We start from the raw sequence: 25,775 nt of genomic DNA, 5'->3' as shown, positions 1-25,775 counted from the left end.
CTGTTTAATAGAGATGAATGTAATTTATCTAATTTTAGAATGATTTTAAATTAAGTAAATATACTATTGAATTAAAGTACTATAGGATTTGCTAATCGGTTTTTATAATGTTAATATTTAACATTAAAGTAACATTTGCATGCTTTTTGTTTAACTATTGGCATAACAAAAAAAGAACTAAAAATTTATAAAATGAAAAAAGTATTATTAGTTGCTGTAATGGCATTAGGAATTTCTCAAGTAAATGCTCAAAACTATAAAAATGCTTTAGGTGTTGTTGTAGATTTAGGAGACGGAGAAACACTTGTAGGTCCACAATTTAAACACTCTTTTGATGGTAAAAACGCTGGTAATGTACAAGTAATGTTTGGTGATCATGTTACTGTTTTAGGTGCTGATTATACATATAATCAATCTTTTTCTGGAGCTAACGGATTAGGTTGGTTTGTAGGAGTTGGACCTCAATTGACATTTGTTGATGGAGGGCATTTTGATGATAAAACATTCTTTGCAATTCGTCCACAAGCTGGTTTAGAATATAAAATTCCATCAGCTCCTTTAGCTTTCCATTTTGATTGGAAACCTTGGTGGAATTTAACAAACGAATCAGATTTTGAAGCTGGTCGTTTTTCTTTAGGATTTAAATACACTTTTTACTAATTTAAAGTCAAATAGTATAGTAAAGTCACTCAATCGAGTGGCTTTTTTTATAAGTAAAATCATACAATCTTCGATTAATTTAATTTTAAACCTATAAATTAATTGTTATTTTTGGAAGATTTTGGATTTTATCTAAGACCAATTATAGATAATCGCTATAGTTTGCCTATTCAAAATATAATTCCGAAATTTACTTAGTAATAGATTTAATACATTTAATAGAAGATGAAACAATTAATTGGGACAGGAGTTGCTTTGGTTACGCCTTTTCAACAAGATGGTACGGTAGATTATACTGCATTAGAAAAATTAGTAAACTACAGTATCGATGGTGGTGTTGAATATTTAGTTATTTTAGGAACTACAGCTGAAGCTGCAACGCTTACAAAAGATGAAAAGCTAAAGGTAATCGAAACAATAAAGAAAGCGAATGCTAATCGTGTTCCGATGGTTTTAGGTATTGGAGGAAACAATACTGCAGAAGTTATTAAAGAATATCAGGAAACAGATTTGAGCGATTATAGTGCAATTCTTACTGTTTCACCTTATTACAACAAACCGAATCAAGAAGGTATTTACCAACATTATAAAGCAATTGCTGAAAGTACAAATGCAAATATTATTTTGTACAATGTACCAGGTAGAACAGGATCTAATATTACAGCGGATACAACAATTCGTTTAGCAAATGAATTTAAAAATATCGTTGCAATTAAAGAAGCTTCTCCAGATTTCTTACAATCTACAGATATTATTCGTAAAAATACTCGCGAAGATTTTAACATTATCTCTGGTGACGACGAATTTGCTTTACCTATGACATTAGCAGGCGGTTCTGGGGTTATTTCTGTTATTGGTCAAGGTATTCCTACAATCTTTACAGAGATGATTCGCAAAGCATTAAACAAAGAAGTTGATGCAGCTTATAATGCACATTACAAAGTTGTTGAAATAACACGTGCTATTTTCGAAGAAGGAAACCCTTGTGGGATTAAAGCTGTTTTAGACAACAAAGGTGTTTGTAAACCCTATACACGTTTACCTTTAGTTCCTGCATCGGATAATTTGACAACAAAAATTAACCAATTATTATCTAACATCTAAAAAATAAAATCATGATAAAAGACTCAGTATTAAATGCGTTGAATAAACAAATAAAATTAGAAGGTGATTCTTCTCAATTATACTTAGCTATGGCTTCATGGGCAGAAGTAAAAGGATTAGAAGGGACAGCTAATTTCTTATACGCTCACGCTGATGAAGAACGCATGCATATGTTAAAATTAATAAAATTCATCAACGAAAGAGGTGGCAAAGCATTTGTACCACAAATTGAAGAACCAAAACAAGATTTTACTACATTAAAAGAAGTTTTTACAGCAATATTAAAACACGAATGTTTTGTTTCTGAATCCATTAACGAAATTGTTGGGTTAACATTAGAAGAAAAAGATTATTCTACACACAATTTCTTACAATGGTATGTGTCTGAACAAATCGAAGAAGAAAAATTAGCTCGAAATATTTTAGATAAATTAGAAATGATTGGCTCTGACAAAGGCGGGTTATATCTATTTGATCGTGATGTAGTTACATTAAGCGCAGACACAACAGCGTAATAATTCAAAACTTTGAGATTTTATTAAGAGGATAAGAAAATAATTTTTTATACTTTAGTCCTCAATTTTTATTAAATTTGCAGAATGTTTAAAAAACTAAGCTTACTAGTTTTAATTGGCGCTTCATTAGTGTCTTGTAACAAGACCTACAACAAAGCGATGAAAAGTACAGATAAAGACGAAATCTTTACATTAGCTACGCAGTTATACCAAGATGGTAAATACGACTTGGCAAACGAATTATACGAAAAAATTTCAACGTCTTTTGTAGGAACGGAAAAAGCAGCTGATATTGCATATAATATGGCGCAAGCGAACTTTAACGAAAAAAGTTTTCGTTTGGCAGGTCATCAATTTAAGAGTTTTGCAGGATCTTACCCAATGGATAGTCGTGCAGAAGAAGCATTATTTAAATCAGCTTTTTCTTATTACAAAGATTCACCGAAGTATGATTTAGACCAAACAAGTACTTATACAGCGATTAGTGAATTACAAGGTTTCATTAACTCGTACCCAGAATCAAATCATGTAAATGATGCGAATAATTACATTACAGAGCTTAGACAGAAATTAGAGTTAAAGTCTTTCGAAATTTCAAAAGTTTATTATAAAACGATGAAATATAAGGCTGCTGGTGTGTCATTCGATAATATGATTGATGAGTACCCAGATTCTAAATTTAGAGAAGAAGCCATGATGTACTCTTTGCGTGCTAAAGCAGAATTAGCGTTAAATTTTTCTCGTTTAGAAAACAAAGAATTACGTTTACAAGATGCTAGAACACAATATCTATTGTTAACAAGATATTATCCAGAAACTAAATTCAAGTCTGAAGCAAATAAATTGATGGAAAAAGTTGATAAAGATATAATTGAAACTAAAAAAATTCTCGCTGAATTAGAAGAGTCGAGAAAAAAAATTGAAGCTGAACAAGCTGAATTAAGCAAAGAGCAAAATAATAATAAATAGTAAAATATATAAAAATTCTTTCATTATGAATTTCAAGGATATCGGTGCAGCACCAACAACACAAACTTATGATCGTAATAAAATCGATGAGAAAACAGGAAACTTATACGAGTCGATTGTAATTATGGGAAAAAGAGCAGAACAAATTAACCAAGAAATGAAAACTGAATTAATTCAGAAATTAGATGAGTTTGCTGCACATACAGATTCTTTAGAAGAAGTTTTTGAAAACAGAGAGCAAATCGAAGTTTCAAAATTCTACGAAAGATTACCAAAACCGACATCTATTGCGGTTAAGGAATGGTTAGACAATGACGTATATTACAGAAATCCAAATGAGGATAAATAATGTCTGTTTTACATAGTAAAAAAATTCTTTTGGCAGTTACTGCCGGAATAGCGGCCTATAAAGCCGCTTTTCTTGTTAGAGGGCTTATCAAAAAAGGTGCACAAGTAAAAGTTATTATGACACCTGATGCACAAAATTTTGTCACTCCACTTACACTTTCAACGTTGTCCAAACACCCAGTTGAATGGGAGTTTTTCGGTGATAAAGGAGACTGGAACAATCATGTAGAATATGCACTTTGGGCTGATTATATGATAATTGCCCCTTGCACTGCAAATACGCTTTCCCATATGGCAGATGGAACCTGTAATAATTTGGTTTTAGCAACTTATCTTTCTGCAAAATGTCCAGTTTATTTTGCTCCAGCGATGGATTTAGATATGTACAAACATCCGTCTACATTAGAAAATATTTCAAAATTAGAATCTTTTGGTAATAGTTGCATTCCTGCAGAAGCTGGTGAACTGGCAAGTGGATTGTTAGGTGAAGGCAGAATGGCTGAACCCGAGAATATTATTTCATTTTTAGAAAGTTCTATTGCAGCTACTCTTCCACTCTACGGAAAAAAAGTGGTTGTTTCTGCTGGACCAACATACGAAAACATAGATCCTGTACGTTTTATAGGTAATTATTCTTCAGGAAAAATGGGTTTTGAGATTGCGAAGGCTGCTACTAATCTTGGTGCTAATGTCACGTTGGTTAGTGGACCTAGTCATGAATCTGTCCTTGGTTATCCTATCGAACGAATAAATGTTGTTTCTGCTCGTGATATGTACAAAGCGATGCACGATAATTTTGCTGATGCAGATGTTGTTGTAATGTCGGCAGCTGTTGCAGACTATCGTCCAAAAGAAATGGCTGAACAAAAAATTAAGAAAGAAAACGATGATAATTTAACCATAGAACTGGTTAAGAATCCAGATATTTTGAAATCATTAGGTGAAATCAAAACACATCAATTATTGGTTGGTTTTGCTTTAGAAACGAATAATGAAGAAGAATATGCAAAGAGAAAATTAACCAAAAAGAATCTTGATTTTATTGTTCTAAATTCGATGCAAGATAAAGAAGCCGGTTTTCAGAAGAATACAAATAAAATTACAATTATTGACAAAGATTTATCGATGCAACAATTTGATGCAAAATCAAAAACTGAAGTTGCAAAAGATATTTTGACTGTTATTTTAAATAAATTATAACAATATAATGAAGAAATTAGCCTCAATTTTCTTTTCAACATGTTTAGCTGTTTCTGCTTTTTCCCAGAATCTTATTGCTGATGTTAAAGTTGATTATTCAATGGTGCAGGGTTCAAATACACAAATGTATCAAACCTTAGAAAAATCACTGACAACCTTTATTAATTCTACTAAATGGACAAATGATCGACTAAAAACATACGAAAGAATTGAAGCTAGTTTCGTTATAAACATTAAAGAAAGAGAAGGAAATCGATTAAAAGGATCTATTTTAGTTCAATCTCGTCGTCCAGTTTTCAACTCTACTTATTATACACCTGTTCTTAATTTATCAGATGATAATTTCACATTCCAATACCAAGAATTCGAAGAATTAATATTCAATGATCGTAAATTCAGTGGTAAAAATTTAACAGATGTGATAACATATTATGTGTATTTAGTATTAGGTTATGATGCAGATACTTTTACAAAAGAAGGTGGTACTGAATATTTCAAAATGGCGAAGAAAATTGCTGACTTTGGTCAAACGAATAATAATTTTTCTGGTTGGAGCGAAATGGACGGTTTAAAATCTCGTACATCATTAATTAACAATATTCTAAAATCCGACAACTCAACTTTACGTAACATCACTTATCAATACCACAGAAATGGATTGGATATTATGGCAGAAAATGAGTTGAGAGGTAAAAACGCGATCGGAAATACCTTGTTACAATTAGAATTTTACCAAAGAGGAAATTATTCTCAATTTTATCCTTTAGAACTTTTCTTAACAGCAAAAAAAAGCGAAATTAGTCAGGTATTTACAGGTGGACAAACGTCATCAGTGAATATCGAAAAATTAAAAGAAATTTTAAATTCTATCGCTCCAAAGTACAACGATACGTATTGGAATAAAATGAAAAAGTAAATGTTAAGAACACTTCGCGTTAATAATTTTGCAATTATCGATCAATTAGAGATTGATTTTCATCAAGGAATGACAACAATCACTGGTGAAACCGGTGCTGGTAAATCTATTCTTTTAGGTGCTTTGAAATTGGTTTTAGGTGAACGTGCTGACTTAAAAGCATTGAAAAATGCGGATGAAAAATGTATTATTGAAGCAATTTTTAATATTAAAGATCTTGAATTGAATGATTTTTTTGAAGAATATGATTTAGATTATGAAGACGAATCTATTCTTCGAAGAGAATTGTTACCTTCAGGAAAATCACGTGCTTTTATCAATGACACCCCTGTAAAAGTCTCTATTTTACAAGAATTATCTGAATTATTGATCGATATACATTCTCAATTTAATACACCAAAAATTTTCGAAGCTGATTTTCAATTATCGATGTTGGATATTTACGGAGAAAATAAAGAATTGTTAAAAGAGTATAAAAAAGTATTCAATCAATATATTTCGACCAAGAAAAAAATAAAAGATGCGCAGAATTCACTCGAAAATCAATCACAGGATTTAGAATACAAATTGCATTTATGGGAAGAATTAAACAATGCATCTCTTAAACATGATGAGTTAGAACATTTAGAATTCGAAATAAAATCATTAACAAATGTTGAAGAAATCATTTCGACGTTAAATGAAACTTATCAATTTTTAGAACATCCCGAAATGGGAATTATTTCTCAATTGAACGAAGCAAGTAATAAGTTAAATAAAATTTCGGATTATAATTCTCAATACAATTCGATTTATGAGCGATTAATTTCTTCTAAAATTGAATTACAAGATATTTCTGGAGAAATGAGTCATTTGATCGAATCTACAGAAATTAATCCAGAACGTTTACAAGAAATCACAGATCGTTTCGATTTGATTCATAAATTATTACGCAAACACAATGTAATCACCATTGAAGAATTGATTATTAAACGAGATGAATTAGAAAGTCAAACTTCTGGTTTTGATAATTTAAGTGATTTAATTATTCACTTAACGAAAGAATTAAATGCGATTTCAGAAAAGTTAGATAAACAAGCTTTAAAAATTAGAAAAAATAGATTCTCATCAATTGAAATTATTCGAAAAAACATTTTGAATACTTTATCACAATTGGGAATGGAAAATTCGCAATTAACGATTCAACTCAACGAAACTTTAGATTTTACAGCAACTGGAAAAGATGAAGTGTTGTTTTTATTTTCTGCAAATAAAGGAATGGAACCACGTATTTTTGAAAAATCTGTATCAGGTGGTGAACGTTCGAGATTGATGTTAGCAATCAAAAAATTATTGGCCACGCATCAACATTTACCAACATTAATTTTAGATGAAATTGATACTGGAATTTCAGGTAAAGTTGCAAACGAAACAGGAAAAGTAATGCAGTCGATGGCTGATAATATGCAACTTTTAGTGATTACACATTTACCACAAGTTGCTTCTAAAGGAAATTATCAATTAAAAGTTTACAAAGAAGTAGTTGAAGAAACGACACAAACAAATGTGATTGAACTATCTCAGCAACAGCGCTTAGAAGAAATTGCTCAAATGATTTCTGGATCAGAATTAACAGAAGCCGCGATCAATCAAGCAAAAGAATTAATGAATTTAAATTAAAATATAATTATCTTCTACAATAAAAGCTCGAGACTATTCTCGAGCTTTTCTATTCTATTGTTGTTATTTATTACTTTGTTAATCTTTCCAAAGAATACTCGATCATTGCATCAACCGTTTTGTAAGAATCTGTACTAAATTCGCCTAAAATTCTGTTCGCTACAATTGCATTCACCGATAAAGCTTCATGTCCCATCATCGCTGCTAACCCATAAATTGCAGAAGTTTCCATTTCAAAATTAGAAATTCTTAATCCATTATGGTTAAAAGAAGTCAAACGTTCGTTGATATCAGCAGGGTTAGGTTGCAATCTCAAAAAGCGACCTTGAGGTCCATAAAATCCACATGCTGTAGATGTTATTCCTTGAATTGTTTTTTCTGATGCTAATTTATTTAGTAAAGTTTCAGATCCTCCAACTAAATAAGGTCGTGCTTTATTTGGTGACCAATCTACATGTTTGATAAAAGCATCTTCAATCTCTTTATTCATCACAGCTTCACTTCCAACATAATAATGCAAAAGACCATCTAAACCTAATCCGTGAGAACCAATTACAAAACTATCTACAGGAATATCTTCTTGCAAAGCTCCTGAAGTACCTAAACGAACAAATGATAATTTTCTGAAATCTTTTTTAATCTCTCCAGTTTCCAAATCAATATTTGCCAACGCATCTAATTCAGAGAAAACAATATCAATATTATCTGTTCCCATTCCTGTCGAAATAACCGTTAAACGTTTCCCGTTCAACATTCCTGTATGTGTAACAATCTCCCTTTTAGAAGTGATATGCTCTATGGTGTCAAAATGTCTTGAAACTTTTTCAACTCGATTTGGATCACCAACTGTTATAATTGTATCAGCTAAATGTTCTGGTTTTATATTACAATGGTAAATGCTTCCGTCTGCATTTAAAACTAATTCTGATGCTGCTTTACTCATGATTTTAAAATTAAAAATAAGGATACAATATACAATCTTTATCTGTAATAATGGTAAAGAATTTATTAACCACCTACCCTTTTCACTTTAAATCCTTTATCCTTCAAGTAAGACATTATTTTATCTCGATAATCTCCTTGTATAATGATCGAATCGTCTTTGAAACTGCCTCCAACCCCCAAAAAGACCTTTATTTCTTTGGCCAATTGTTTAAAATCTTCGTCCGCACCCGTGTACCCTTCTATTACAGTGGTAGGTTTTCCTTTACGTTTTTCGTATTTACATATCAATGGATCATCTTGCATCCATAATTCATTTTCAACCTCTTGATTTTCTTCTGGCTCTGCGATATGATCAGGAAATAAATTTTTTAATTGGTCGTGTAAATCGTTCATTTATATTCTGTATTATACAAACAAAGATAATATTTTCTCTTAAGAACTCCTTAGAAAACCTTTATTTTGTAAATTTACGACGCAAAGAAAATGATCATGAATAAACTAGAAATTTCGAAAGAAATCAATTATAAAGGAAATACAAAAAAAATTACGGTTGCTATAGAACAGTTACCTCCATTTAATCCAGCAACAATGGATAAAGTAAAGTATGAAGAAACCGAAAAAACATTGTATTTATTGGCTGAAGAAAAGTTTGAAAACCAGAAATTTGAATGGATTTTTTCAATTGAACAAGATTTACAAAAATAGTTTACAACTAAATATTGGCATGTACTTTGTAATACATAATACGTTTTTAAAACATATTTTGTAAAATGAAAAAATCAAAATTCTTTAAAGTCGCTAGTGGTGCTGCAATGGCAGCTCAAAATGACAAATCTTTCATCGAAAAAGTGAAAGCATTTTTTGCAATGCTAAGCGATTTCAGAAAAGGTAACTACAAACCTGACATGAAAAATATTGTTTTAGGTTTATTGGCAACTTTATATATAATTTCTCCAATTGATTTTATTCCAGAAGCACTTTTAGGACCTTTTGGTTTAATAGATGACCTTGGGATTTTACTTTTTGGAATGAAATATTTCAATAAAGAAGTCTTAAAATATTTATCTTGGAAATCAACACAGCAAGTTTATGCAGATGTAGAAGATGCAGAGATTGTAGATTAAAACTATTAAATAAATCAAAATCAATCCGATTCTTAAATTTAAGAATCGGATTTTTTATACTTATTATTCATGCATAATTATTGTTAGATGAATATTTATTTTTCTGCCGATTATTCATTAGATTTGAACAATTAGAATACTAAAAACAAAAAAACCTGAATAATGGTAATTATTAATAATTTCGATGAGTACAAAGCTTTCGAAGGAAAAGAAATCGGAAAATCAGATTGGCACATTATAACACAAGAACAAATCAATCGCTTTGCTGATGCAACTTTAGATCATCAATGGATTCATACAGATCCAGAAAAAGCTGCTAATGAAGGTCCTTTCAAAAAAACAATTGCTCATGGTTATTTAACACTTTCTTTGATTCCTCATTTATGGGATCAAATTGCAGAAGTTCGAAATATCAAAATGTTAATCAATTACGGGATTGAGAATTTAAAATTTGGACAAGCTGTTTTAGTAGATAGCGAAGTAAGATTAACAGCTAAATTAAAAAAGATAACAGACTTAAGAGGAATTGCAAAAGTCGTAATTGAAGCTAACTTCGAAATTAAAGACAATCCAAAACCTGCTTATACAGCAGATGTAGTTTTTCTATATCACTTCAATAACTAATTTTTTTATATCATATACAAAGCTTCTATTTTCTAATAGAAGCTTTTTCTTTTCATAAAATATCGAAGTATCTTGCGCTTGATATAGTAAAGCATGCAAAATATTCAAAAAAATAAAACGTTAATTTCTGTTGTTGGTCCAACTGCAATTGGTAAAACGAATTTGGCTATAGCGATTGCAAAACATTTTCAGTCCGAAATTATTTCGTGTGATAGCCGACAATTTTTCAAAGAAATGAAAATAGGAACAGCTGTTCCCTCAAACGAAGAATTGGCTCAAGTAAAACATCATTTTATTCAACATATTTCTATACACGAAAAATATTCAGTTGGTGATTTTGAACGAGATGGATTATTATTTTTAGATAACTACTTCAAAACAAATGATATTTGTGTGATGGTTGGTGGATCTGGTTTATATGAAAAAGCCATTACAGTTGGTTTTGATACTTTTCCAGAGGTAGATCCTGCTATTCGAGAAAAATTGAATGATGAATTAGAAGAGTTTGGAATCGAAAAGTTACAAAAAGAATTAGAACAGGTAGATCCTAAATACTTTAACGAAGTCGATATTTTCAATAAACAACGCGTTACAAGAGCCTTAGAAATTTATCGATCTTCTGGACAACCTTTCTCACAATTCAGAAATAATAATTTAGGCAAACGTCCATTTAACATAATAAAAATTGGTTTAGAACTTCCTCGCGAAGAAATGTACGATCGCATTAATCGTCGCGTTGATATTATGATGAACGAAGGTTTGTTGAATGAAGCTAAATTGTTGTTACATTTGAAAGAATTAAATGCCTTACAAACTGTTGGTTACCGAGAATTATTTGATTCTTTTGATGAAAAAATAACATTAGATTTTGCAATAGATGAAATCAAAAAGAATACAAGACGATTTGCAAAACGTCAAATAACATGGTTTAAAAAAGATGAAAAAGTTAATTGGTTTGCTCCTTTTGAAGCCGAAAAAATAATCAATTTTATCACATCAAATTTATAATCTATGGAAAATTTTGTTGCAATTGATTTTGAAACTGCGAATAACTATCGCAATTCAGCTTGTGCAGTTGGAATCGTTACTGTAACTGATAATGTGATTACAGACGAGTATTACACGCTAATTCAACCACCTCTTAATCAATATAATTACCACAATATTTTGGTACATAGTATTCGCCCAGAAGATACAATTGATGCACCAACATTTGACGATATCTATTTTGAAATTAAACACCGTTTACAAAATCAAATTGTAGTTGCGCATAATGAAGCTTTTGATCGTTCTGTTCTAAAACATACAATGGAATTCTATGGTTTAAACTATTCACAACTTAATCTTTCTGATCGTTGGGAATGTACTTATAGAATTTTTAAATTGAAAGGAATCAAACCAACTAAACTATCAGATTGTGCTAGAAAATTTAATTTACAACTGAATCATCATGAAGCATTATCCGATGCAAAAGTTTGCGCACAATTATATTTACTAAAGTAATTTTCAATTTAAATACATTTACACTGTTTAATATATTAATATTATAATACGGATATTCAACACTTTATTCAATTACAAATATTTGCAAACATTTACAAGTGTTTGTAATTGAATAAATGAACGATTATTGATGTATTCTATGAAACACAAAAAATAGTATTATGTCTTTAGAAAATTTCAAGAAATTGCATAACCAAAATTACCCACTTGTTATTGCAAATGTGTGGGATATTATAAGTGCAAAAGCTGCCGAAGAAGCCGGTTTTTTAGCTGTAGGCACTTCGAGTCATGCCATTGCCAATATGTTAGGTTATGAAGATGGTCAAAATATTTCGTTTTATGAAATGTTGTATATAATCGAACGGATTTCAAAATCTACATCACTTTTAGTTTCAGCAGATATCGAAAGTGGTTTTACTGAGGATTTAGAAACGTTGAATGATTATATCGAAAAATTAGTTGATGCTGGTGTTGTCGGAATCAATTTAGAGGATGGAAATACAGATGATGATAATCGAAAATTATCCAATCAAATTGTGCTCGAAAAAAAGATTAAATCTATTAAGGAATATTTAAATTCAAAAAATAAAGATATTTTCATTAATGCCAGAATTGATACTTATACAACAAAAGTTGAAAATCCTTTAGAAGAAACTTTAAAAAGAGCCAAATTATACAAAGAAGCTGGTGCGGACGGAATTTTTGTTCCTTTGATTGAAGAAAAATCTGATATCGAAAATGTAATTAATCAAATTGAATTACCGTTAAATATCTTTATTACACCAAAATTAAGTTCATATAAGATAATTAGCGAATTAGGTGTTCATCGCATTTCGAGTGGAAATAAAGTTCATCAAAAAGTGACAGATTTTACGAATGAATTTTTCAAAGAATTATTAGAATCAAAAGATTTTTCTAAATTATTGTAACTCCCCTACTCTTTCCAAAAAACATAAAAGGTTGCATCTGCAACCTTTTATTATAGCATGATTACGCCTTCTATTTTAGCAATCTCTTTGTAATAATTGATCACAGTTTCTGAATCAATAACATAAAGTTTAATCGAAATTGACGTATATTTTCTGTTTTTCGAAGCTTTGTATTCGTATTCTGCATTTGTTCCTGCATAAACATCTTTTATTTTTTTCATTGTTTCTTCGTTTGAAGGGTAAATGAATTTGAATAAATAATCTGCTGGAAATTTCTGAACATCATCTAATCTTTCTCTAAATTTTGCATAAAAATCTTGCTCATTGTGAAAGCTATCTGGAATTTCTTCGAAACTATAATCTCTATTATTGTTCATATGTATATTTTGAAGGTATTAATTCAAAAACAATACCACTTCATTTTAATGAAAAAACCTTGTAATATTCAGCCATATTGGCAGACAAACACACGTATAAAACATTTTAATTTGATACAAATTTCAGCCCAACAATTGAACTAATTAAAGTGAAAATAAAAAATATTCGCCAAAAATTTGCGGGTTCTTTAAATACAAATATTCCAACTAACACAGTTCCAACCGCTCCAATTCCTGTCCAAACTGCATAAGCTGTACCTAAAGGTAAAGTCTGTGTCGCCTTAATCAGCAAAAACATACTAGCAACTAAACAGACTCCAAATATGCCATACCACATATACATTTCAGAACCAGTGGTTTCTTTCGCTTTTCCTAAAGATGAAGTGAAACCAACTTCGAACAATCCACCTAAAATCAATAAAATCCAATTCATTTTGTTTATATTTTTCGCAAAGATGAATCAGAAAATTAAACTATTTTTTTACAAATGTTAAAAAATTATTCAGTTATATTTCGGCACGAATACGGCTTAAAGTCACTTGAGAAATACCTAAATACGATGCAATATATCCCAACTGAACACGGTTAATTAAACTTGGAGTTTCAATTAATAACTTTCTGTAACGGTCTGTAGCTGTTCCAACTTGTCTCGAAATAAATCGTTCTTCTGTTTTGATTAATTCGTTTTCGGCTAATTTTCGTCCCCAATTAGCTATTTCCAAATTGGTTAAATAAAACTCTTGTAAATCTGCAATTTTTATTTCGTACAATTCACAATCTTCTATCGTTTCTATCGTCTCGTAACTCGTTTTATTTTCCACATAACTTCTCATAGACAAAATAGAATCACCTTCTTTTCCAAACCAAAATGTCAATTCTTTCCCATCATCAATCGTATAGGCTCTAACAATTCCTTTTTTAATGAAATAAACTTTCTTTTCTATTTTATCAGCATTTAAAAAAGAATAGTTTTTAGGGAAATTTATTAATTCAATTTTATCAATTAGTTGATGAAGCGAAATTGATGATATTGGTGAAATTTGAGTCAGAATTTGTTCTATTTCCATATAAAAGAATGAAAGGTAAAAATAAACAAAAAACTCAACCTAAATCTTAAGTTGAGTTATTGAAATTAAATTAACACATGAAATCTACTAATATAAATAGATTCGTTTTTATAGTATTTTAAGTGGCTATTTTTATAATCTCCATAGTTTTAATAGAGATTAATATTTTATCAAATTTAATAAATTTTTATAAATAAAAAAATATTACTCCATTTATTTGATAGAGTTATTTCTGTGATTATTCAATAAATATATAGAGAAAATATTGTATATTATCTAATGTCTATCGAGGAATAATTATCATATTCGGAATAAAATGTAAAAACCTTCCAAAATAGGTATTTTTAAAGCACTTTTAACCGACTTTTTTAATGAAATACGCTAAATATCTCAATTAAATTAATTATATATAAATTATAAGAATATATTTTTAAATTGTATCTAATCGTTATCGAGAACAAATTATCATATTCATAATACAGAAAAAGTCAAACTTAAATAGTTTGACTTTTTAAAACATTTCGTTTATAATGATAAATGACCATAAAAATAGATGAAAGTAACCAAACCCAATATCCAAAAAGTGGATAATTGTACTCGTGAACTTCCAACATATTCAATTCTGTGAAATGATTTATTCCATAAAATGACATTAATATCGGTGTTAAAAAACTTGCATATAAACTTGCTTTTTTTCGATAAAAAATCCAAGAAAACAATAAGGTGAAATTACCTAACCAACAATAAAAATCTACATACGGAAATGTCATCCAACCTAAATAAGCATAAACATAACCAAAATAACCTTCTGCATCTTCAAACACAAAATGTACAGGCAAGATTAAACTCCCTAAATAGGAAAAGATACTTGCGTATAAAAATAGATTATTTTTCAAATTTGCTTTCAATTTTATGGATTTGTTTTTCAAGTTTCAAATTTTCTTTTTTCAATTTATTCTTAGGGCTAAACATAGCATAAGCCAATAAGCCTACTCCAATACCTACAATTGCACCAATTTTTTGATCTTTATTAATTGCTTTCGAAATCGCAATTCCTGCTGCAGCTCCAGTTGTGACAATAGAAACTGTGTTTTCAAATTCCTTTGATTTAGTATCTAAAACTTCTAATAAATTATTCATACTTAATTATTTTCAATATACCCTTCAATAAATATTCCTAAATATAAATCATTCCAAATTATTTTAAAAATTGTTCGTCTAAATTCAAGTGTTTATCTTTGTTCTGTAACATTTTTAGAATGGAAATTCAAGATAAAATTTTAGCTTTAAGAGAAGAGCTTACTCAGCATAATTATAATTATTACGTTTTAGATAAACCGACGATTTCTGATTTCGAATTTGATTTGAAATTAAAAGAATTAAAACGTTTAGAAGACGAGAATCCTTTGTTTTTTGATATTAATTCCCCTACTCAACGAGTTGGAGGCATGGTGACAAAAAACTTTCCAACCATTGCACACGAATTTAGAATGTATTCGTTGGATAACTCGTACTCAGTAGAAGATTTACAAGACTGGGAAAAAAGAATTGAAAAGACGCTTGACGAAGCTGTAGAATTCGTTTGTGAATTGAAATACGATGGTGCTTCAATTTCTATTTTATACGAAAATGGTGAGTTAACTCAGGCTGTAACACGTGGAGATGGAACACAAGGTGATGAAATCACGAATAATATTCGTACCATACAATCTGTTCCTTTAAAATTGAAAGGTAATTATCCCGAACGTTTTTTTATGCGTGGAGAGATTACTATACCGCTAAATAAATTTGCAGCTATTAACGAAGAACGCGCTCAAAATGGATTAGAATTGTATGCAAATCCTCGTAATACCGCCTCAGGTTCATTGAAATTACAAGATAATACCGAAGTTGCTAAACGTGGTTTGCAATGCTTTCCGTATTATTTTATTGGAAATAATTTGCCGTATTCTACGCAATGGGAAATGCTACAAGCCGCGGATGAGTTAGGATTTAAAATTCCGCATACATCTAAATTATGTACTTCCTTGGAAGAAGTTTTAGCTTTTGTTGACTATTGGGATATCGAACGTAAAAATTTGCCCTATGAAACGGATGGAATTGTAATTAAAGTCAATTCTTTTTCACAACAAGATGAATTAGGTTATACTGCAAAATCACCACGCTGGGCGATGGCCTATAAATTTAAAGCAGAAGCTGCTGAGACTGAATTATTAAGTATTGATTATCAAGTTGGACGCACAGGAGCAATTACGCCAGTAGCTAATCTTTCACCTGTTTCGTTGGCTGGTACAATTGTAAAACGTGCATCTGTTCATAATGAAGACATCATCAAAAAATTGGATATCCGCATTGGTGATATAGTTTATGTTGAAAAAGGTGGAGAAATTATTCCAAAAATAGTAGGTGTCAATACAGACGTACGTCAACCTGGAACGGAAGAAATAGAGTTTATTAAAGAATGTCCTTCTTGTGGAACAGAACTAATTCGAAACGAAGGAGAAGCACAACATTATTGTCCAAACGAAAATGGTTGTGAACCACAGATTATTGGAAAATTAGAGCATTTTGTTTCGAGAAAAGCAATGGATATTGAAAGCATTGGTGCTGAAACTGCAGTTTTATTACACAACGCAAATTTACTCAACAATATTGCTGATTTTTATACCTTACAAAAAGAAGCTATTTTACCTTTGGATAGAATGGCCGAAAAATCGGCTCAGAATATTATTACATCTGTTGAAAAATCGAAAGAACAACCTTTCGAAAAAGTATTATATGCCATCGGAATTCGTCATGTTGGTGAAACGGTTGCGAAGAAATTAGTCAAACACTTTCAGAATATTGACCGACTAATGCAAGCTACTATGGAAGAATTGGTTGCTGTACCAGATGTAGGAGAAAAAATTGCTTTTTCAATCAAAGAATATTTTAAAGAAGAACAACATCAAAATCTAATTCAACGTTTACGTGATTATGGATTAAATTTTGAAATTGGTGAAGAAGCAAAACCATTATCCGATTCATTAGAAGGGAAAACATTTTTGTTTACGGGAAGTTTAACCAAATTTACACGAAACGAAGCACAGAAAATGGTAGAAGACCATGGAGGAAAAAATATTTCGGCTGTTTCTAAAAATTTAAATTTCTTAGTTGCTGGAGATAAAGCGGGTAGTAAATTAAAAAAAGCTGAAGAAATTGGAACTGTAGTAGTCTTGACAGAAGATGAATTTTTAACCATGATAAAAAGCTAATGGAATCTGGATTAATTGCTGTTATTATTTTTGGCATTGTATTATTAATTTTGGTTCCATTTATTTACTATGGACTAAGAATGGCTGGCTACAATAAAGCAGCAATGATTGTTTCGTTGGCTCTATTTTTTACAGTTGTCATTCCAATGGTAAAATATGGTTACAGAAGTCAAATGTATTCAAATGATGATTTAATAAATGATCTACATCAGGCTGGAATTGGATTCAAAGGAGAACCAAAGATTGTTTCAACAGATATTTCTGGAATCAAAAAGATGAAACAACAAACTATTCTAATTATGGACTCAACGGATATAAATATCATTATCAATCGAATAGAAACTGATCCACGTTTTGAGATTTCTCCAAAAATATTAAGCCTTAAAGAAGAGTTAGGTGCCAATGCAAGAAATAAAACAAATAGAAATTATCGTTTCAAGGATAATTATATTTTAGAAACGTACGGAATGATTGATAATTATACGATTCGTTATTCCGAACTAAAATTTAGGAAAGGAAATGATACCGTTTTCTTCAAAAAAGAAGAAGTTTATTAAACTAAAAAAAATCCGTCATGTTGACGGATTTTTTTAGTTTTTGTAAGTTATAATATTTAATAATGAAAACGATTCGCTCTTTTAAACGTTCCTAAATCATTGAAACGAACACCATTTTCTTTCATTATTTTATGTGCTCTTTTTCGAGTAATATGTCGAACATAAAAAGTTTCATTCACAACAAAATGATGAATAGCATGTGTCCAGCCAAAGAAAAAACAAAACACTTGGAAAGGATATGTCCACCAAACATTTAAAATTTGTGTTTGTTCAATTACATTCCCTTTTTCTACATCACCAAAATAATGAAGGTTTGAAGTTATAAAATGCAAACAAAATTGGCGTAATAAATTAGGTAATAAAACAATATAAATAAATGGATTTAACCAATTCAACGTTGATTTTATCACTTCAGGAAATACAAAATTTGTATTAAACTTAGTAGCAAGAAAATCTAAAACTAAATCAATCGAAAAGAAATATAAAATAACATGAGATAGTATAGTCAGCGGAATTAATCCAAAAATTCCATATAATTTTAATTTATTAGCCGTTTCAAATTTTAGGTTTCCTTTGTCAACTTCAGATTTTATATCAGAAAATAAAACTTTAACACGAAAAAGATTTCCTAAAACTAAATCAGGTGTAAACAATAAACGTTTTAAAGACCATTTTTCACCATTCGTCACCCCTCTTTCTTCCACATCGTGTAATGTTCCTGAAAATCTATGGTGATGAAAATGTAAGGTTCTACGAAACCATGGATTAAGTGTTAAAGGTCTCAAAATCCAAATCCATGCTAACATAAAATTATGTACAAATTTATTGTTTTTGAAATACATAAAATGAATCAAATCATGCTCTAATTCGTGTAAAACACCAAATACGAATGCATTCACAAGAATTAAAACCCATGCTGGAATAACATTAATATACCATAAATATCCCATAAAAAGACTAACAACAACAGCGAATGTAAATATTAGTAATCCGATGGTATTCTGTTTTTTAAGTATTGGATAATCCTCTTTTAGTTCTCGATAAGATGCAGTAATTTCTCGTCTAATCTTACTGGTATGTTCTTGATGACTCATCATTTAATTTTAAACAATATCTACAAATATACTCAATACCTAACGCATAAATTGGATAGTTATGGCGAAATATATCATATTGTTTATTTTAATTTATTAAGTTAATGTAAGAATTAATAGAAATATAATTCAAATACACGATATTAAACAGATATTTTACTTACAATCATAATAGATTTGTAGAACTATTTCAAATCAAAAAAATGATATAATTATCTTTAAATTTGCTTCAAATTAATCGCCATGAATCGAGAAGAAATAGGAAATCAACTTTTAAATGAAATTTTAAATATTCAGCTTGCCAATAAACCAATCAATTCTAAATATTTAGATTTAAAGCGTTTGGTTGAAAATCTTGCCTTTGAATTAACTAAAAATGAAGCTTTACAGTTTTCTAACTTTTTCTCAAAACTTTCGTTTATCTGTAATCAATTCCAAGTTTCTACTAAAATTCATTCGTTCCGAAAAACAGCTCAACGAATTTTGAGCGAGAAATACGAACCGACTGAACACGAATATTTCACACATTATAAATATGTTGCAGAATTCATTTCTGCGATATATGAAGTAATGATTCCTTCGGAAATTATCTATTATTTTCCTGAAAAAGAATTTTATACCAATAAGATTCTGACACGAAATAGAATTAAAAAACTACGTGTTCAAATCATAGAAATAAAACGCGATTGTTTGATTTGTGATCATGAAGATAATGAAACTGAAGAAAATATTACGGTTCAAATTGATGAAGATGGCGTAAATGAACACTTTACTTCTGTTGAAAATTTTTGGGTTGGTGCACAATTAAATTTAGTGAATTCGACAATTGATGAAGAAGGAATTTATCACCCACGCTTTATCATTCTCGAACCAGATTATTTGGTTGATATTTCCGCAATTGCCGAGTGTTTTCAAGATTACGGAACATCAGAGTTGCATTATATTCAGAAGAAATACGAAGAAGCACCTAATAGCAAACATATACGATTAGGAAATTTTGCCAATGCAGTAGTCGATCATTTTTCGACTGAGAATATGGAAAAAACTGATTTCAATGAGATTTTTAAAAATGATTTTAAGAATTATCCGTTGGAATATACCGCTTGTAGTGATTTAACAAATCCTGATCATCTCAAAGAATATTACGACGAAGCGAAAGGTCATTTTAATCGTATTCAAAAAGTATTGGCAGAAGATTTTCCTACTTATGATATTTCATTAGATCGCGCCTTAATAGAACCTTCTTTTTTGTGCGAACAATATGGTATTCAAGGGCGTTTGGATTTGTTGGATATTAATCCTGAAGGAAAAAACAAGATTATAGAACTAAAATCTGGTGGTGCGCCTTTTCCGGATGATGGAAAAAGTGTCAAACCAAATCATGCAACGCAGTTGTTTTTGTATTATCAGATCATTGGTGTTTTGTATGATTTAGAGTTTAAAGATGTCACGAAAAATACTGAAGGTTATATATTCTATTCAAAAGTTTATCAAGGAAATTTACGCTTTGATGTGCCAACTTTAGCACGGGTTCAACGAATTTTTGATTTACGAAATAAAATCATCATCAATGAAAATCGATTAGCAAATCATACGTTAGCAGAAATAGAATCAATTGTCTATTCAATTAAACCTGCTAATTTCATCAAACGAAAAATTCATCCTCGTTTCAAAGAAATTTTAGAAGAACAATTGGATAAATTTCTCTATCCCATAAAAAATAGTTCGTCGTTAGAAAAAGCGTATTTTTATTCGTTTACCAACTTTATTGCAAAAGAGCAATACATGGCAAAACTTGGCTTAGGACAATCAACTTCTAACAACGGTTTGGCGAGTTTGTGGTTAAATTCTTTCGAAGAAAAAAACAATAATTTTGAAATTATTTATGATTTAGAAATCGTTGAGAATTATATTTCTGATCCAAAACGAGAAATTAAATTAAAACGAACAAATCCAGCAAACGATTTTATTTCGATTCGCGAAGGTGATATTTGTATTCTTTATCCAAGAAATGAATCGAAAGATTCTGTTTTAACAAATCAGGTTTTTAAATGTACAATCAAAAGTATTTCGCGCGAGTTTATTGTGTTACGTTTCCGCTATCAGCAACCCAATACACACTTTTTTGATTCGTTTGATTCTTCAGGAAAATGGGCTTTAGAGAGAGATTTTATGGACTCTTCTTTTGTTTCGATGTATCGAAATTTATATGGATTAATTCATTCTTCTAAAGTTAAAAAAGATTTAATTTTAACACAATCTGTTCCAAGAAATAATATGGATTATGATTATTTTAATGCAAATCTTTCGGATGAACAAAATCGAATTCTGAAAAAAGCACTTTCAGCAAAGGATTATTTCTTGTTGAATGGACCTCCAGGAACAGGAAAAACATCGATTATCATCAAAGAATTGGTAAAAGAAATCTATGACAACCAAAATTGTAATATTTTGCTTTTGGCATACACCAATCGTGCAGTTGATGAATTATGCGAATCGATCAATTCGGCTATTTCTGATCAAATTGAACAAAAGTTTATTCGAATAGGGAATGAACTATCTACTTCGCCAGAATTTCATCCAAATTTATTGAATAAAATTATCGAGCAAAAAGATACTGAATTAGAACAAAAAGGAGAAAAATTTTCGAGAAAAACAATTCAAGATATCGTTCAAAAACAACGTATTTTCGTTTCGACTGTTGCTTCAATTTCAAGTAAAACCGAACTACTGAAGTTAAAGAAATTTGACACGATTATCATTGATGAAGCTTCACAGATTTTAGAACCTCAAATTGTTGGAATTCTCCCAAAAACAGAGCGTTTTATTATGATTGGCGATCACAAACAATTACCAGCAATCGTTTTACAAAATCCTGAATTAGCAATGACGAATAACGAGTTGTTGGAAAATATTGGCTTAATCAATCGTAAAAACTCCATTTTTGAACGATTATATGAGTTTTGTGAACGAAACAATTACGAAAATGCGTTTGATCAACTAACCTTTCAAGGTCGAATGCACGCAGAAATTGCTGATTTTCCGAACAATTATTTTTATGAAGGAAAACTAAATGTTGCTTTTGATATTCCAAATTTGAATGATGAGATTAAGCAAAGTTTAAATCGTCAACGTGCAGATTTACAATTCGAACACCATGATGAATCAAATAACTTACATCAATTTATAATCAATAACCGTTTTGCGTTTATCAATGTTGACGAAAATCCATATTTACCATCAACAAATGTGCAAGAAGCTGATTTGATTGTCAAATTTGTGCAAGAAATTATTCATTTATACGAAATCAATCAAAAAGAATTTGATCCAAAGAAAACAATCGGAATTATTGCGCCTTTCCGTAATCAAATTGCGCTAATAAAACAAAAATTAGAATTGGCAAATATTCCAGATTACGAGCAAATTACGGTGGATACTGTTGAACGTTATCAAGGAAGTCAGCGCGATATTATTTTGTATAGTTTTGCTGTAACGTATCATTCGCAATTGAATGCATTGGTGAATATGAATGATCAAGGAAATGTAGATCGAAAACTAAATGTTGCCTTAACTCGTGCAAAAGAGCAATTATTTTTGATTGGAAATCAAACCATTTTGAAAGAAAATCAACTCATTAAAACGTTAATTGATTATTTAGAAAATAAATCTACTCATAAACTGACAATCTAATTAAAATCACTTCTTAATTCATTTAAGATTCAGTAAATTTGTGCAACTATTTTTGTAAAATTATGTTGTATCAAAGAAGTAGCGCATTATTCAAAGACGCGCAAGAATATATTCCGGGAGGTGTAAATTCTCCTGTTCGTGCATTTAAATCTGTTGGAGGAACGCCAATTTTCATCAAAAAAGCTGAAGGAGCTTATATTTATGATGAAGACGGACGTGCTTACGTAGATTATATCAACTCTTGGGGACCGATGATTATTGGACATACAGATCCACGAGTTTTGAATGCGACAGTTGAGCAAATGAAAAATGGTTTTTCTTTTGGTACACCAACTGAATTGGAAACTGAAATTGCAAAATTAATCACTTCTGTTGTGCCAAACATCGACATGATTCGTATGGTGAATTCTGGTACAGAAGCTTGTATGTCTGCAATTCGTTTAGCAAGAGGTTATACAAATCGTGATAAAATTGTAAAATTTGAAGGTTGTTACCATGGACATTCAGATTCATTTTTGATTAAAGCTGGTTCTGGTGCTGCAACTTTCGGAAATCCAAATTCTCCGGGTGTAACGCAAGGAACTGCAAAAGATACATTGTTGGCAGAATACAATAATTTGGAAGATGTAAAAGCTTTATTCGAACAAAATAAAGGCGAAATTGCGGCTATTATTGTAGAACCAATTGCAGGAAACATGGGATGTATTGTTCCAGAAAAAGGTTTCTTAGAAGGATTGAGACAAATTTGTGATGAGAATGGCGCATTATTAATATTTGATGAAGTAATGACAGGTTTCCGTCAAGCGATGGGAGGTTCTCAAGAACGTTTAAACATCAATGCAGATATTGTAACATTTGGTAAAGTAATTGGCGGTGGTTTCCCTGTTGGTGCTTTTGCTGCTCGTCGCGAAATCATGAATCATCTTGCTCCTCTTGGCTCTGTTTATCAAGCGGGAACATTATCAGGAAATCCAATTGCGATGCGTGCGGGTATCACAACATTGAATATTATCAATAATGATAGAGCATTATTCAATAGAATTGATAACGCTACAGAAACTTTAGATGTTGAAATTTCTAAAATCTTTGCAGAAAAAGGAATTCCAAATCATATCAATCGTTTAGGGTCGATGATGTCTGTTTTCTTTACAGAGCAAACGGAAATTAAAAACTTTACAGATGTGACCAAATGTAACCACGAAAGATTCAACAAATTTTTCCATCATTTATTAACGAACGAAGTTTACATTGCTCCTTCTGGATACGAAACTTGGTTTATTTCTGATGCAATTAAAGATGCTGAAATTAATAAAACATTAGACGCTGTAAGAAGCTTCGAAGGATAAGAATAAAAAAAAATGCAGTGGTTTTCTACTGCATTTTTTATTTATTGATAATCACCAATATGCTCCATTTCACTGACAAAGCTAATTACTTTTGTTGCAAACTTTTGCAAGCTTTTTTGTTGAATTTCTGCTAAAAAATTATTTTTAAACTGGTCTAAAGTCAATTCATCATTCACAAACAATTGCAACGAATAAGACGTCGCTCCTGGCTCTACATGCGAAGTTATTTTTCCTAAACGAGCTCCAATAAAACAATTCGATTTCAAATAGTCATTGATGTGTTCTTTCTGTACCCACTCAAACCATTCATCATGCACTTCTTGTTCTACAATAAACGTTGTATTATATAATATCATTTTCTAAATTTTTGCAAAGATACAAAGGTTTTAGAATTATATTTTTTATCAAAAAGAAGTTTACTCTAAATTTTATTGTTAAATTTACCTATTATTCATAACAAAAAAAAATGAACAATACTCAACAATTTATACAAGAAAATAAACAACGTTTTCTTGATGAATTAATAGAATTACTTAAAATTCCTTCAGTTAGTGCTGATCCAGCCTACACACAAGATGTAAATGATGCAGCTGAAATGGTTGCAAAATATTTGAAACAAGCAGGTGCTGACAATGTAGAAGTTTGCGAAACAGAAGGTTTCCCAGTTATTTATGGTGAAAAAATTATTGATCCATCAAAACCAACTGTTTTAGTTTACGGACATTATGATGTTCAACCAGCTGATCCTTTAGAATTATGGGAATCTGGACCATACGAGCCAGTAATCAAAAAGACAGAAATTCATCCAGATGGTGCAATTTTCGCCCGTGGTTCTGCAGATGATAAAGGTCAAATGTTTATGCATGTTAAAGCTTTCGAAGCTTTAAACAAATCAAACGAATTACCTTGTAACGTTAAATTTATGATCGAAGGTGAAGAAGAAGTTGGTTCTCCTTCATTGGTAAATTTCGTAAAAGACAATAAAGAGAAATTAAAAAATGATGTGATTTTAATTTCTGATACTTCTATGATTTCGAACGATCAACCTTCTATTTCTGTAGGTTTACGTGGATTGTCATATGTAGAAGTTGAAGTAAAAGGATCTAATCGCGATATGCACTCGGGTGTGTATGGTGGAGCAGTTCCAAATCCAATTAACGTTTTAGCAACAATGATTGGAAAATTAATCAATGAAAAAGGACATATCACTATTCCTGGTTTTTACGAACCAATTCTTGAGTTGACAGAAGATGAAAGAGCTGATTTAGCTAAAATTCCTTTTAACGTCGAAGATTACAAAAAATCAATTGGTATTGCTGATATTCAAGGTGAAGAAGGATTCTCTACAATCGAAAGAGCTTCTATTCGTCCAACTTTAGATGTGAATGGAATTTGGGGTGGATATATTGGCGAAGGTGCAAAAACTGTAATTCCTTCTCATGCGTATGCTAAAATATCTATGCGTTTGGTTCCAGGACAAGATCCAGAAGTTGTAACAAAACAATTTGCTGATTATTTCCCAACTTTAGCACCTTCTTCTGTAGAAGTTAAAGTAAAACCACATCACGGAGGTAAACCTTATATTTTACCAACAAATCATCCAGGTTTTATCGCTGCTAAAAAAGCATTAGCTGAAACATTTGAAAAAGAAGCGTTAGCTGAAAGAGCTGGAGGTTCTATTCCAATTGTCGCATTATTCGAGGAAGAATTAGGTACAAAATCTGTGTTAATGGGGTTCGGATTAAACTCTGACGTTATCCACTCACCTAACGAACATTATGGTTTATTCAATTTCTACAAAGGAATCGAAACCATTCCATATTTCTACAAATATTTTAACGAACAATAATTTCGACTAAATAACTTCTGAAAAGCGAATCAATTTGATTCGCTT

The 25,775-nt window shown here is 30.5% G+C and carries 28 protein-coding genes; 19 read left to right on the top strand and 9 right to left on the bottom strand.

The window, feature by feature from the left end; all coding sequences use genetic code 11:
- The first annotated feature begins 192 nt into the window (after positions 1 to 192).
- The 8 genes from Q0616_RS05845 (at position 193) to recN (ending at position 7,371) form a co-directional block, all read left to right on the top strand.
- Entirely contained in the window at positions 193 to 660 is a 468-nt protein-coding gene (locus tag Q0616_RS05845) for a hypothetical protein (protein WP_298775757.1), read from the top strand.
- A 225-nt stretch (positions 661 to 885) separates the two neighbouring features.
- The gene (gene dapA / locus Q0616_RS05840) at positions 886 to 1,764 is read left to right on the top strand and encodes a 4-hydroxy-tetrahydrodipicolinate synthase (RefSeq protein WP_188320032.1); all 879 of its coding nucleotides are present in this window, start codon (positions 886 to 888) and stop codon (positions 1,762 to 1,764) included.
- 11 nt (positions 1,765 to 1,775) lie between these two features.
- On the top strand, positions 1,776 to 2,279 hold the full coding sequence (locus tag Q0616_RS05835; protein ID WP_188320031.1) for a ferritin: 504 nt from the start codon (positions 1,776 to 1,778) through the stop codon (positions 2,277 to 2,279).
- 84 nt (positions 2,280 to 2,363) lie between these two features.
- Positions 2,364 to 3,248, top strand: coding sequence for an outer membrane protein assembly factor BamD (gene bamD, locus Q0616_RS05830; protein WP_171622534.1), 885 nt, complete (start codon positions 2,364 to 2,366; stop codon positions 3,246 to 3,248).
- 25 nt (positions 3,249 to 3,273) lie between these two features.
- Positions 3,274 to 3,597, top strand: a complete 324-nt coding sequence (locus Q0616_RS05825; protein ID WP_019973784.1) for a DNA-directed RNA polymerase subunit omega — start codon at positions 3,274 to 3,276, stop codon at positions 3,595 to 3,597.
- Positions 3,597 to 4,796, top strand: a complete 1,200-nt coding sequence (gene coaBC / locus Q0616_RS05820; protein ID WP_225540011.1) for a bifunctional phosphopantothenoylcysteine decarboxylase/phosphopantothenate--cysteine ligase CoaBC — start codon at positions 3,597 to 3,599, stop codon at positions 4,794 to 4,796. The genes Q0616_RS05825 and coaBC overlap by 1 nt, the downstream gene beginning before the upstream one ends.
- Before the next feature lie 7 nt (positions 4,797 to 4,803).
- Positions 4,804 to 5,712, top strand: coding sequence for a DUF4835 family protein (locus tag Q0616_RS05815; RefSeq protein ID WP_260543136.1), 909 nt, complete (start codon positions 4,804 to 4,806; stop codon positions 5,710 to 5,712).
- The gene (recN, locus tag Q0616_RS05810; RefSeq protein WP_260543138.1) at positions 5,713 to 7,371 is read left to right on the top strand and encodes a DNA repair protein RecN; all 1,659 of its coding nucleotides are present in this window, start codon (positions 5,713 to 5,715) and stop codon (positions 7,369 to 7,371) included.
- A gap of 70 nt (positions 7,372 to 7,441) precedes the next feature.
- Here the strand turns inward: recN and Q0616_RS05805 are convergent, their stop codons facing one another.
- Positions 7,442 to 8,314: a nucleoside phosphorylase gene (locus tag Q0616_RS05805; RefSeq protein ID WP_298775749.1), complete on the bottom strand. Its 873-nt coding sequence runs from the start codon at positions 8,312 to 8,314 to the stop codon at positions 7,442 to 7,444.
- 65 nt (positions 8,315 to 8,379) lie between these two features.
- Complete coding sequence (locus Q0616_RS05800) at positions 8,380 to 8,709, bottom strand: translation initiation factor (protein WP_171622115.1); 330 nt, start codon at positions 8,707 to 8,709, stop codon at positions 8,380 to 8,382.
- Positions 8,710 to 8,805: 96 nt separating this feature from the next.
- On the opposite strand from Q0616_RS05800, the gene Q0616_RS05795 reads away from it, so the two are divergent.
- From Q0616_RS05795 to Q0616_RS05770, 6 genes are all read left to right on the top strand, one after another.
- Positions 8,806 to 9,021, top strand: a complete 216-nt coding sequence (locus Q0616_RS05795; RefSeq protein ID WP_171622114.1) for a hypothetical protein — start codon at positions 8,806 to 8,808, stop codon at positions 9,019 to 9,021.
- A 65-nt stretch (positions 9,022 to 9,086) separates the two neighbouring features.
- Positions 9,087 to 9,440, top strand: coding sequence for a YkvA family protein (locus tag Q0616_RS05790; protein WP_260543143.1), 354 nt, complete (start codon positions 9,087 to 9,089; stop codon positions 9,438 to 9,440).
- A gap of 162 nt (positions 9,441 to 9,602) precedes the next feature.
- A complete protein-coding gene (locus Q0616_RS05785) occupies positions 9,603 to 10,064 on the top strand; it encodes a MaoC family dehydratase (RefSeq protein WP_171622112.1) in 462 nt (153 codons plus the stop codon).
- A gap of 93 nt (positions 10,065 to 10,157) precedes the next feature.
- Positions 10,158 to 11,072, top strand: coding sequence for a tRNA (adenosine(37)-N6)-dimethylallyltransferase MiaA (miaA, locus tag Q0616_RS05780; RefSeq protein WP_298775741.1), 915 nt, complete (start codon positions 10,158 to 10,160; stop codon positions 11,070 to 11,072).
- A gap of 3 nt (positions 11,073 to 11,075) precedes the next feature.
- On the top strand, positions 11,076 to 11,567 hold the full coding sequence (locus tag Q0616_RS05775) for a 3'-5' exonuclease (protein ID WP_298775739.1): 492 nt from the start codon (positions 11,076 to 11,078) through the stop codon (positions 11,565 to 11,567).
- Between the two features lie 161 nt (positions 11,568 to 11,728).
- Positions 11,729 to 12,496, top strand: a complete 768-nt coding sequence (locus Q0616_RS05770; protein WP_171622109.1) for an isocitrate lyase/phosphoenolpyruvate mutase family protein — start codon at positions 11,729 to 11,731, stop codon at positions 12,494 to 12,496.
- A 50-nt stretch (positions 12,497 to 12,546) separates the two neighbouring features.
- On the opposite strand, the gene Q0616_RS05765 is transcribed toward Q0616_RS05770, so the two are convergent.
- The 5 genes from Q0616_RS05765 to Q0616_RS05745 form a co-directional block, all read right to left on the bottom strand.
- Positions 12,547 to 12,873, bottom strand: coding sequence for a DUF493 family protein (locus Q0616_RS05765; RefSeq protein WP_171622108.1), 327 nt, complete (start codon positions 12,871 to 12,873; stop codon positions 12,547 to 12,549).
- A 106-nt stretch (positions 12,874 to 12,979) separates the two neighbouring features.
- A complete protein-coding gene (locus Q0616_RS05760) occupies positions 12,980 to 13,306 on the bottom strand; it encodes a multidrug efflux SMR transporter (protein ID WP_171622107.1) in 327 nt (108 codons plus the stop codon).
- 73 nt (positions 13,307 to 13,379) lie between these two features.
- A complete protein-coding gene (locus tag Q0616_RS05755; protein ID WP_171622106.1) occupies positions 13,380 to 13,940 on the bottom strand; it encodes a Crp/Fnr family transcriptional regulator in 561 nt (186 codons plus the stop codon).
- Positions 13,941 to 14,434: 494 nt separating this feature from the next.
- Positions 14,435 to 14,836: a hypothetical protein gene (locus Q0616_RS05750; protein ID WP_225542004.1), complete on the bottom strand. Its 402-nt coding sequence runs from the start codon at positions 14,834 to 14,836 to the stop codon at positions 14,435 to 14,437.
- Complete coding sequence (locus Q0616_RS05745) at positions 14,826 to 15,080, bottom strand: hypothetical protein (RefSeq protein ID WP_171622104.1); 255 nt, start codon at positions 15,078 to 15,080, stop codon at positions 14,826 to 14,828. The genes Q0616_RS05750 and Q0616_RS05745 overlap by 11 nt, the downstream gene beginning before the upstream one ends.
- A gap of 119 nt (positions 15,081 to 15,199) precedes the next feature.
- Between Q0616_RS05745 and ligA the strand changes: the two genes are divergently transcribed.
- Together ligA and Q0616_RS05735 are read left to right on the top strand one after the other, a co-directional pair.
- Positions 15,200 to 17,194: an NAD-dependent DNA ligase LigA gene (gene ligA, locus Q0616_RS05740; RefSeq protein ID WP_225542005.1), complete on the top strand. Its 1,995-nt coding sequence runs from the start codon at positions 15,200 to 15,202 to the stop codon at positions 17,192 to 17,194.
- Positions 17,194 to 17,751 (top strand): hypothetical protein, encoded by a 558-nt coding sequence (locus tag Q0616_RS05735; RefSeq protein WP_225542006.1) that lies wholly within the window; start codon positions 17,194 to 17,196, stop codon positions 17,749 to 17,751. The genes ligA and Q0616_RS05735 overlap by 1 nt, the downstream gene beginning before the upstream one ends.
- A gap of 56 nt (positions 17,752 to 17,807) precedes the next feature.
- Here the strand turns inward: Q0616_RS05735 and Q0616_RS05730 are convergent, their stop codons facing one another.
- Positions 17,808 to 18,845, bottom strand: coding sequence for a fatty acid desaturase (locus Q0616_RS05730; RefSeq protein ID WP_286483047.1), 1,038 nt, complete (start codon positions 18,843 to 18,845; stop codon positions 17,808 to 17,810).
- Positions 18,846 to 19,088: 243 nt separating this feature from the next.
- Here Q0616_RS05730 and Q0616_RS05725 point away from each other — a divergent pair, with 243 nt between their 5' ends.
- Both Q0616_RS05725 and hemL read left to right on the top strand, forming a co-directional pair.
- Complete coding sequence (locus tag Q0616_RS05725) at positions 19,089 to 22,535, top strand: AAA domain-containing protein (protein ID WP_298775728.1); 3,447 nt, start codon at positions 19,089 to 19,091, stop codon at positions 22,533 to 22,535.
- Between the two features lie 62 nt (positions 22,536 to 22,597).
- The gene (gene hemL, locus Q0616_RS05720; RefSeq protein WP_260543155.1) at positions 22,598 to 23,881 is read left to right on the top strand and encodes a glutamate-1-semialdehyde 2,1-aminomutase; all 1,284 of its coding nucleotides are present in this window, start codon (positions 22,598 to 22,600) and stop codon (positions 23,879 to 23,881) included.
- Positions 23,882 to 23,922: 41 nt separating this feature from the next.
- On the opposite strand, the gene Q0616_RS05715 is transcribed toward hemL, so the two are convergent.
- A complete protein-coding gene (locus Q0616_RS05715) occupies positions 23,923 to 24,237 on the bottom strand; it encodes a DUF4286 family protein (RefSeq protein ID WP_298775725.1) in 315 nt (104 codons plus the stop codon).
- A gap of 110 nt (positions 24,238 to 24,347) precedes the next feature.
- On the opposite strand from Q0616_RS05715, the gene Q0616_RS05710 reads away from it, so the two are divergent.
- On the top strand, positions 24,348 to 25,730 hold the full coding sequence (locus Q0616_RS05710; RefSeq protein ID WP_260543157.1) for a dipeptidase: 1,383 nt from the start codon (positions 24,348 to 24,350) through the stop codon (positions 25,728 to 25,730).
- Positions 25,731 to 25,775: the final 45 nt, after the last annotated feature.

Origin of the sequence: uncultured Empedobacter sp., assembly GCF_937930195.1 — a bacterium.
Taxonomy (GTDB): domain Bacteria; phylum Bacteroidota; class Bacteroidia; order Flavobacteriales; family Weeksellaceae; genus Empedobacter; species Empedobacter stercoris.
This window is presented reverse-complemented; position numbering and strand designations above follow the sequence as displayed.

Bases quoted from the DNA above. Each gene is read 5' to 3' on its own strand.
- Q0616_RS05845 (WP_298775757.1), top strand. From the start codon at position 193: ATGAAAAAAGTATTATTAGTTGCTGTAATGGCATTAGGAATTTCTCAA.
- dapA (WP_188320032.1), top strand. From the start codon at position 886: ATGAAACAATTAATTGGGACAGGAGTTGCTTTGGTTACGCCTTTTCAA.
- Q0616_RS05835 (WP_188320031.1), top strand. From the start codon at position 1,776: ATGATAAAAGACTCAGTATTAAATGCGTTGAATAAACAAATAAAATTA.
- bamD (WP_171622534.1), top strand. From the start codon at position 2,364: ATGTTTAAAAAACTAAGCTTACTAGTTTTAATTGGCGCTTCATTAGTG.
- Q0616_RS05825 (WP_019973784.1), top strand. From the start codon at position 3,274: ATGAATTTCAAGGATATCGGTGCAGCACCAACAACACAAACTTATGAT.
- coaBC (WP_225540011.1), top strand. From the start codon at position 3,597: ATGTCTGTTTTACATAGTAAAAAAATTCTTTTGGCAGTTACTGCCGGA.
- Q0616_RS05815 (WP_260543136.1), top strand. From the start codon at position 4,804: ATGAAGAAATTAGCCTCAATTTTCTTTTCAACATGTTTAGCTGTTTCT.
- recN (WP_260543138.1), top strand. From the start codon at position 5,713: ATGTTAAGAACACTTCGCGTTAATAATTTTGCAATTATCGATCAATTA.
- Q0616_RS05805 (WP_298775749.1), bottom strand. From the start codon at position 8,314: ATGAGTAAAGCAGCATCAGAATTAGTTTTAAATGCAGACGGAAGCATT.
- Q0616_RS05800 (WP_171622115.1), bottom strand. From the start codon at position 8,709: ATGAACGATTTACACGACCAATTAAAAAATTTATTTCCTGATCATATC.
- Q0616_RS05795 (WP_171622114.1), top strand. From the start codon at position 8,806: ATGAATAAACTAGAAATTTCGAAAGAAATCAATTATAAAGGAAATACA.
- Q0616_RS05790 (WP_260543143.1), top strand. From the start codon at position 9,087: ATGAAAAAATCAAAATTCTTTAAAGTCGCTAGTGGTGCTGCAATGGCA.
- Q0616_RS05785 (WP_171622112.1), top strand. From the start codon at position 9,603: ATGGTAATTATTAATAATTTCGATGAGTACAAAGCTTTCGAAGGAAAA.
- miaA (WP_298775741.1), top strand. From the start codon at position 10,158: ATGCAAAATATTCAAAAAAATAAAACGTTAATTTCTGTTGTTGGTCCA.
- Q0616_RS05775 (WP_298775739.1), top strand. From the start codon at position 11,076: ATGGAAAATTTTGTTGCAATTGATTTTGAAACTGCGAATAACTATCGC.
- Q0616_RS05770 (WP_171622109.1), top strand. From the start codon at position 11,729: ATGTCTTTAGAAAATTTCAAGAAATTGCATAACCAAAATTACCCACTT.
- Q0616_RS05765 (WP_171622108.1), bottom strand. From the start codon at position 12,873: ATGAACAATAATAGAGATTATAGTTTCGAAGAAATTCCAGATAGCTTT.
- Q0616_RS05760 (WP_171622107.1), bottom strand. From the start codon at position 13,306: ATGAATTGGATTTTATTGATTTTAGGTGGATTGTTCGAAGTTGGTTTC.
- Q0616_RS05755 (WP_171622106.1), bottom strand. From the start codon at position 13,940: ATGGAAATAGAACAAATTCTGACTCAAATTTCACCAATATCATCAATT.
- Q0616_RS05745 (WP_171622104.1), bottom strand. From the start codon at position 15,080: ATGAATAATTTATTAGAAGTTTTAGATACTAAATCAAAGGAATTTGAA.
- ligA (WP_225542005.1), top strand. From the start codon at position 15,200: ATGGAAATTCAAGATAAAATTTTAGCTTTAAGAGAAGAGCTTACTCAG.
- Q0616_RS05735 (WP_225542006.1), top strand. From the start codon at position 17,194: ATGGAATCTGGATTAATTGCTGTTATTATTTTTGGCATTGTATTATTA.
- Q0616_RS05730 (WP_286483047.1), bottom strand. From the start codon at position 18,845: ATGAGTCATCAAGAACATACCAGTAAGATTAGACGAGAAATTACTGCA.
- Q0616_RS05725 (WP_298775728.1), top strand. From the start codon at position 19,089: ATGAATCGAGAAGAAATAGGAAATCAACTTTTAAATGAAATTTTAAAT.
- hemL (WP_260543155.1), top strand. From the start codon at position 22,598: ATGTTGTATCAAAGAAGTAGCGCATTATTCAAAGACGCGCAAGAATAT.
- Q0616_RS05715 (WP_298775725.1), bottom strand. From the start codon at position 24,237: ATGATATTATATAATACAACGTTTATTGTAGAACAAGAAGTGCATGAT.
- Q0616_RS05710 (WP_260543157.1), top strand. From the start codon at position 24,348: ATGAACAATACTCAACAATTTATACAAGAAAATAAACAACGTTTTCTT.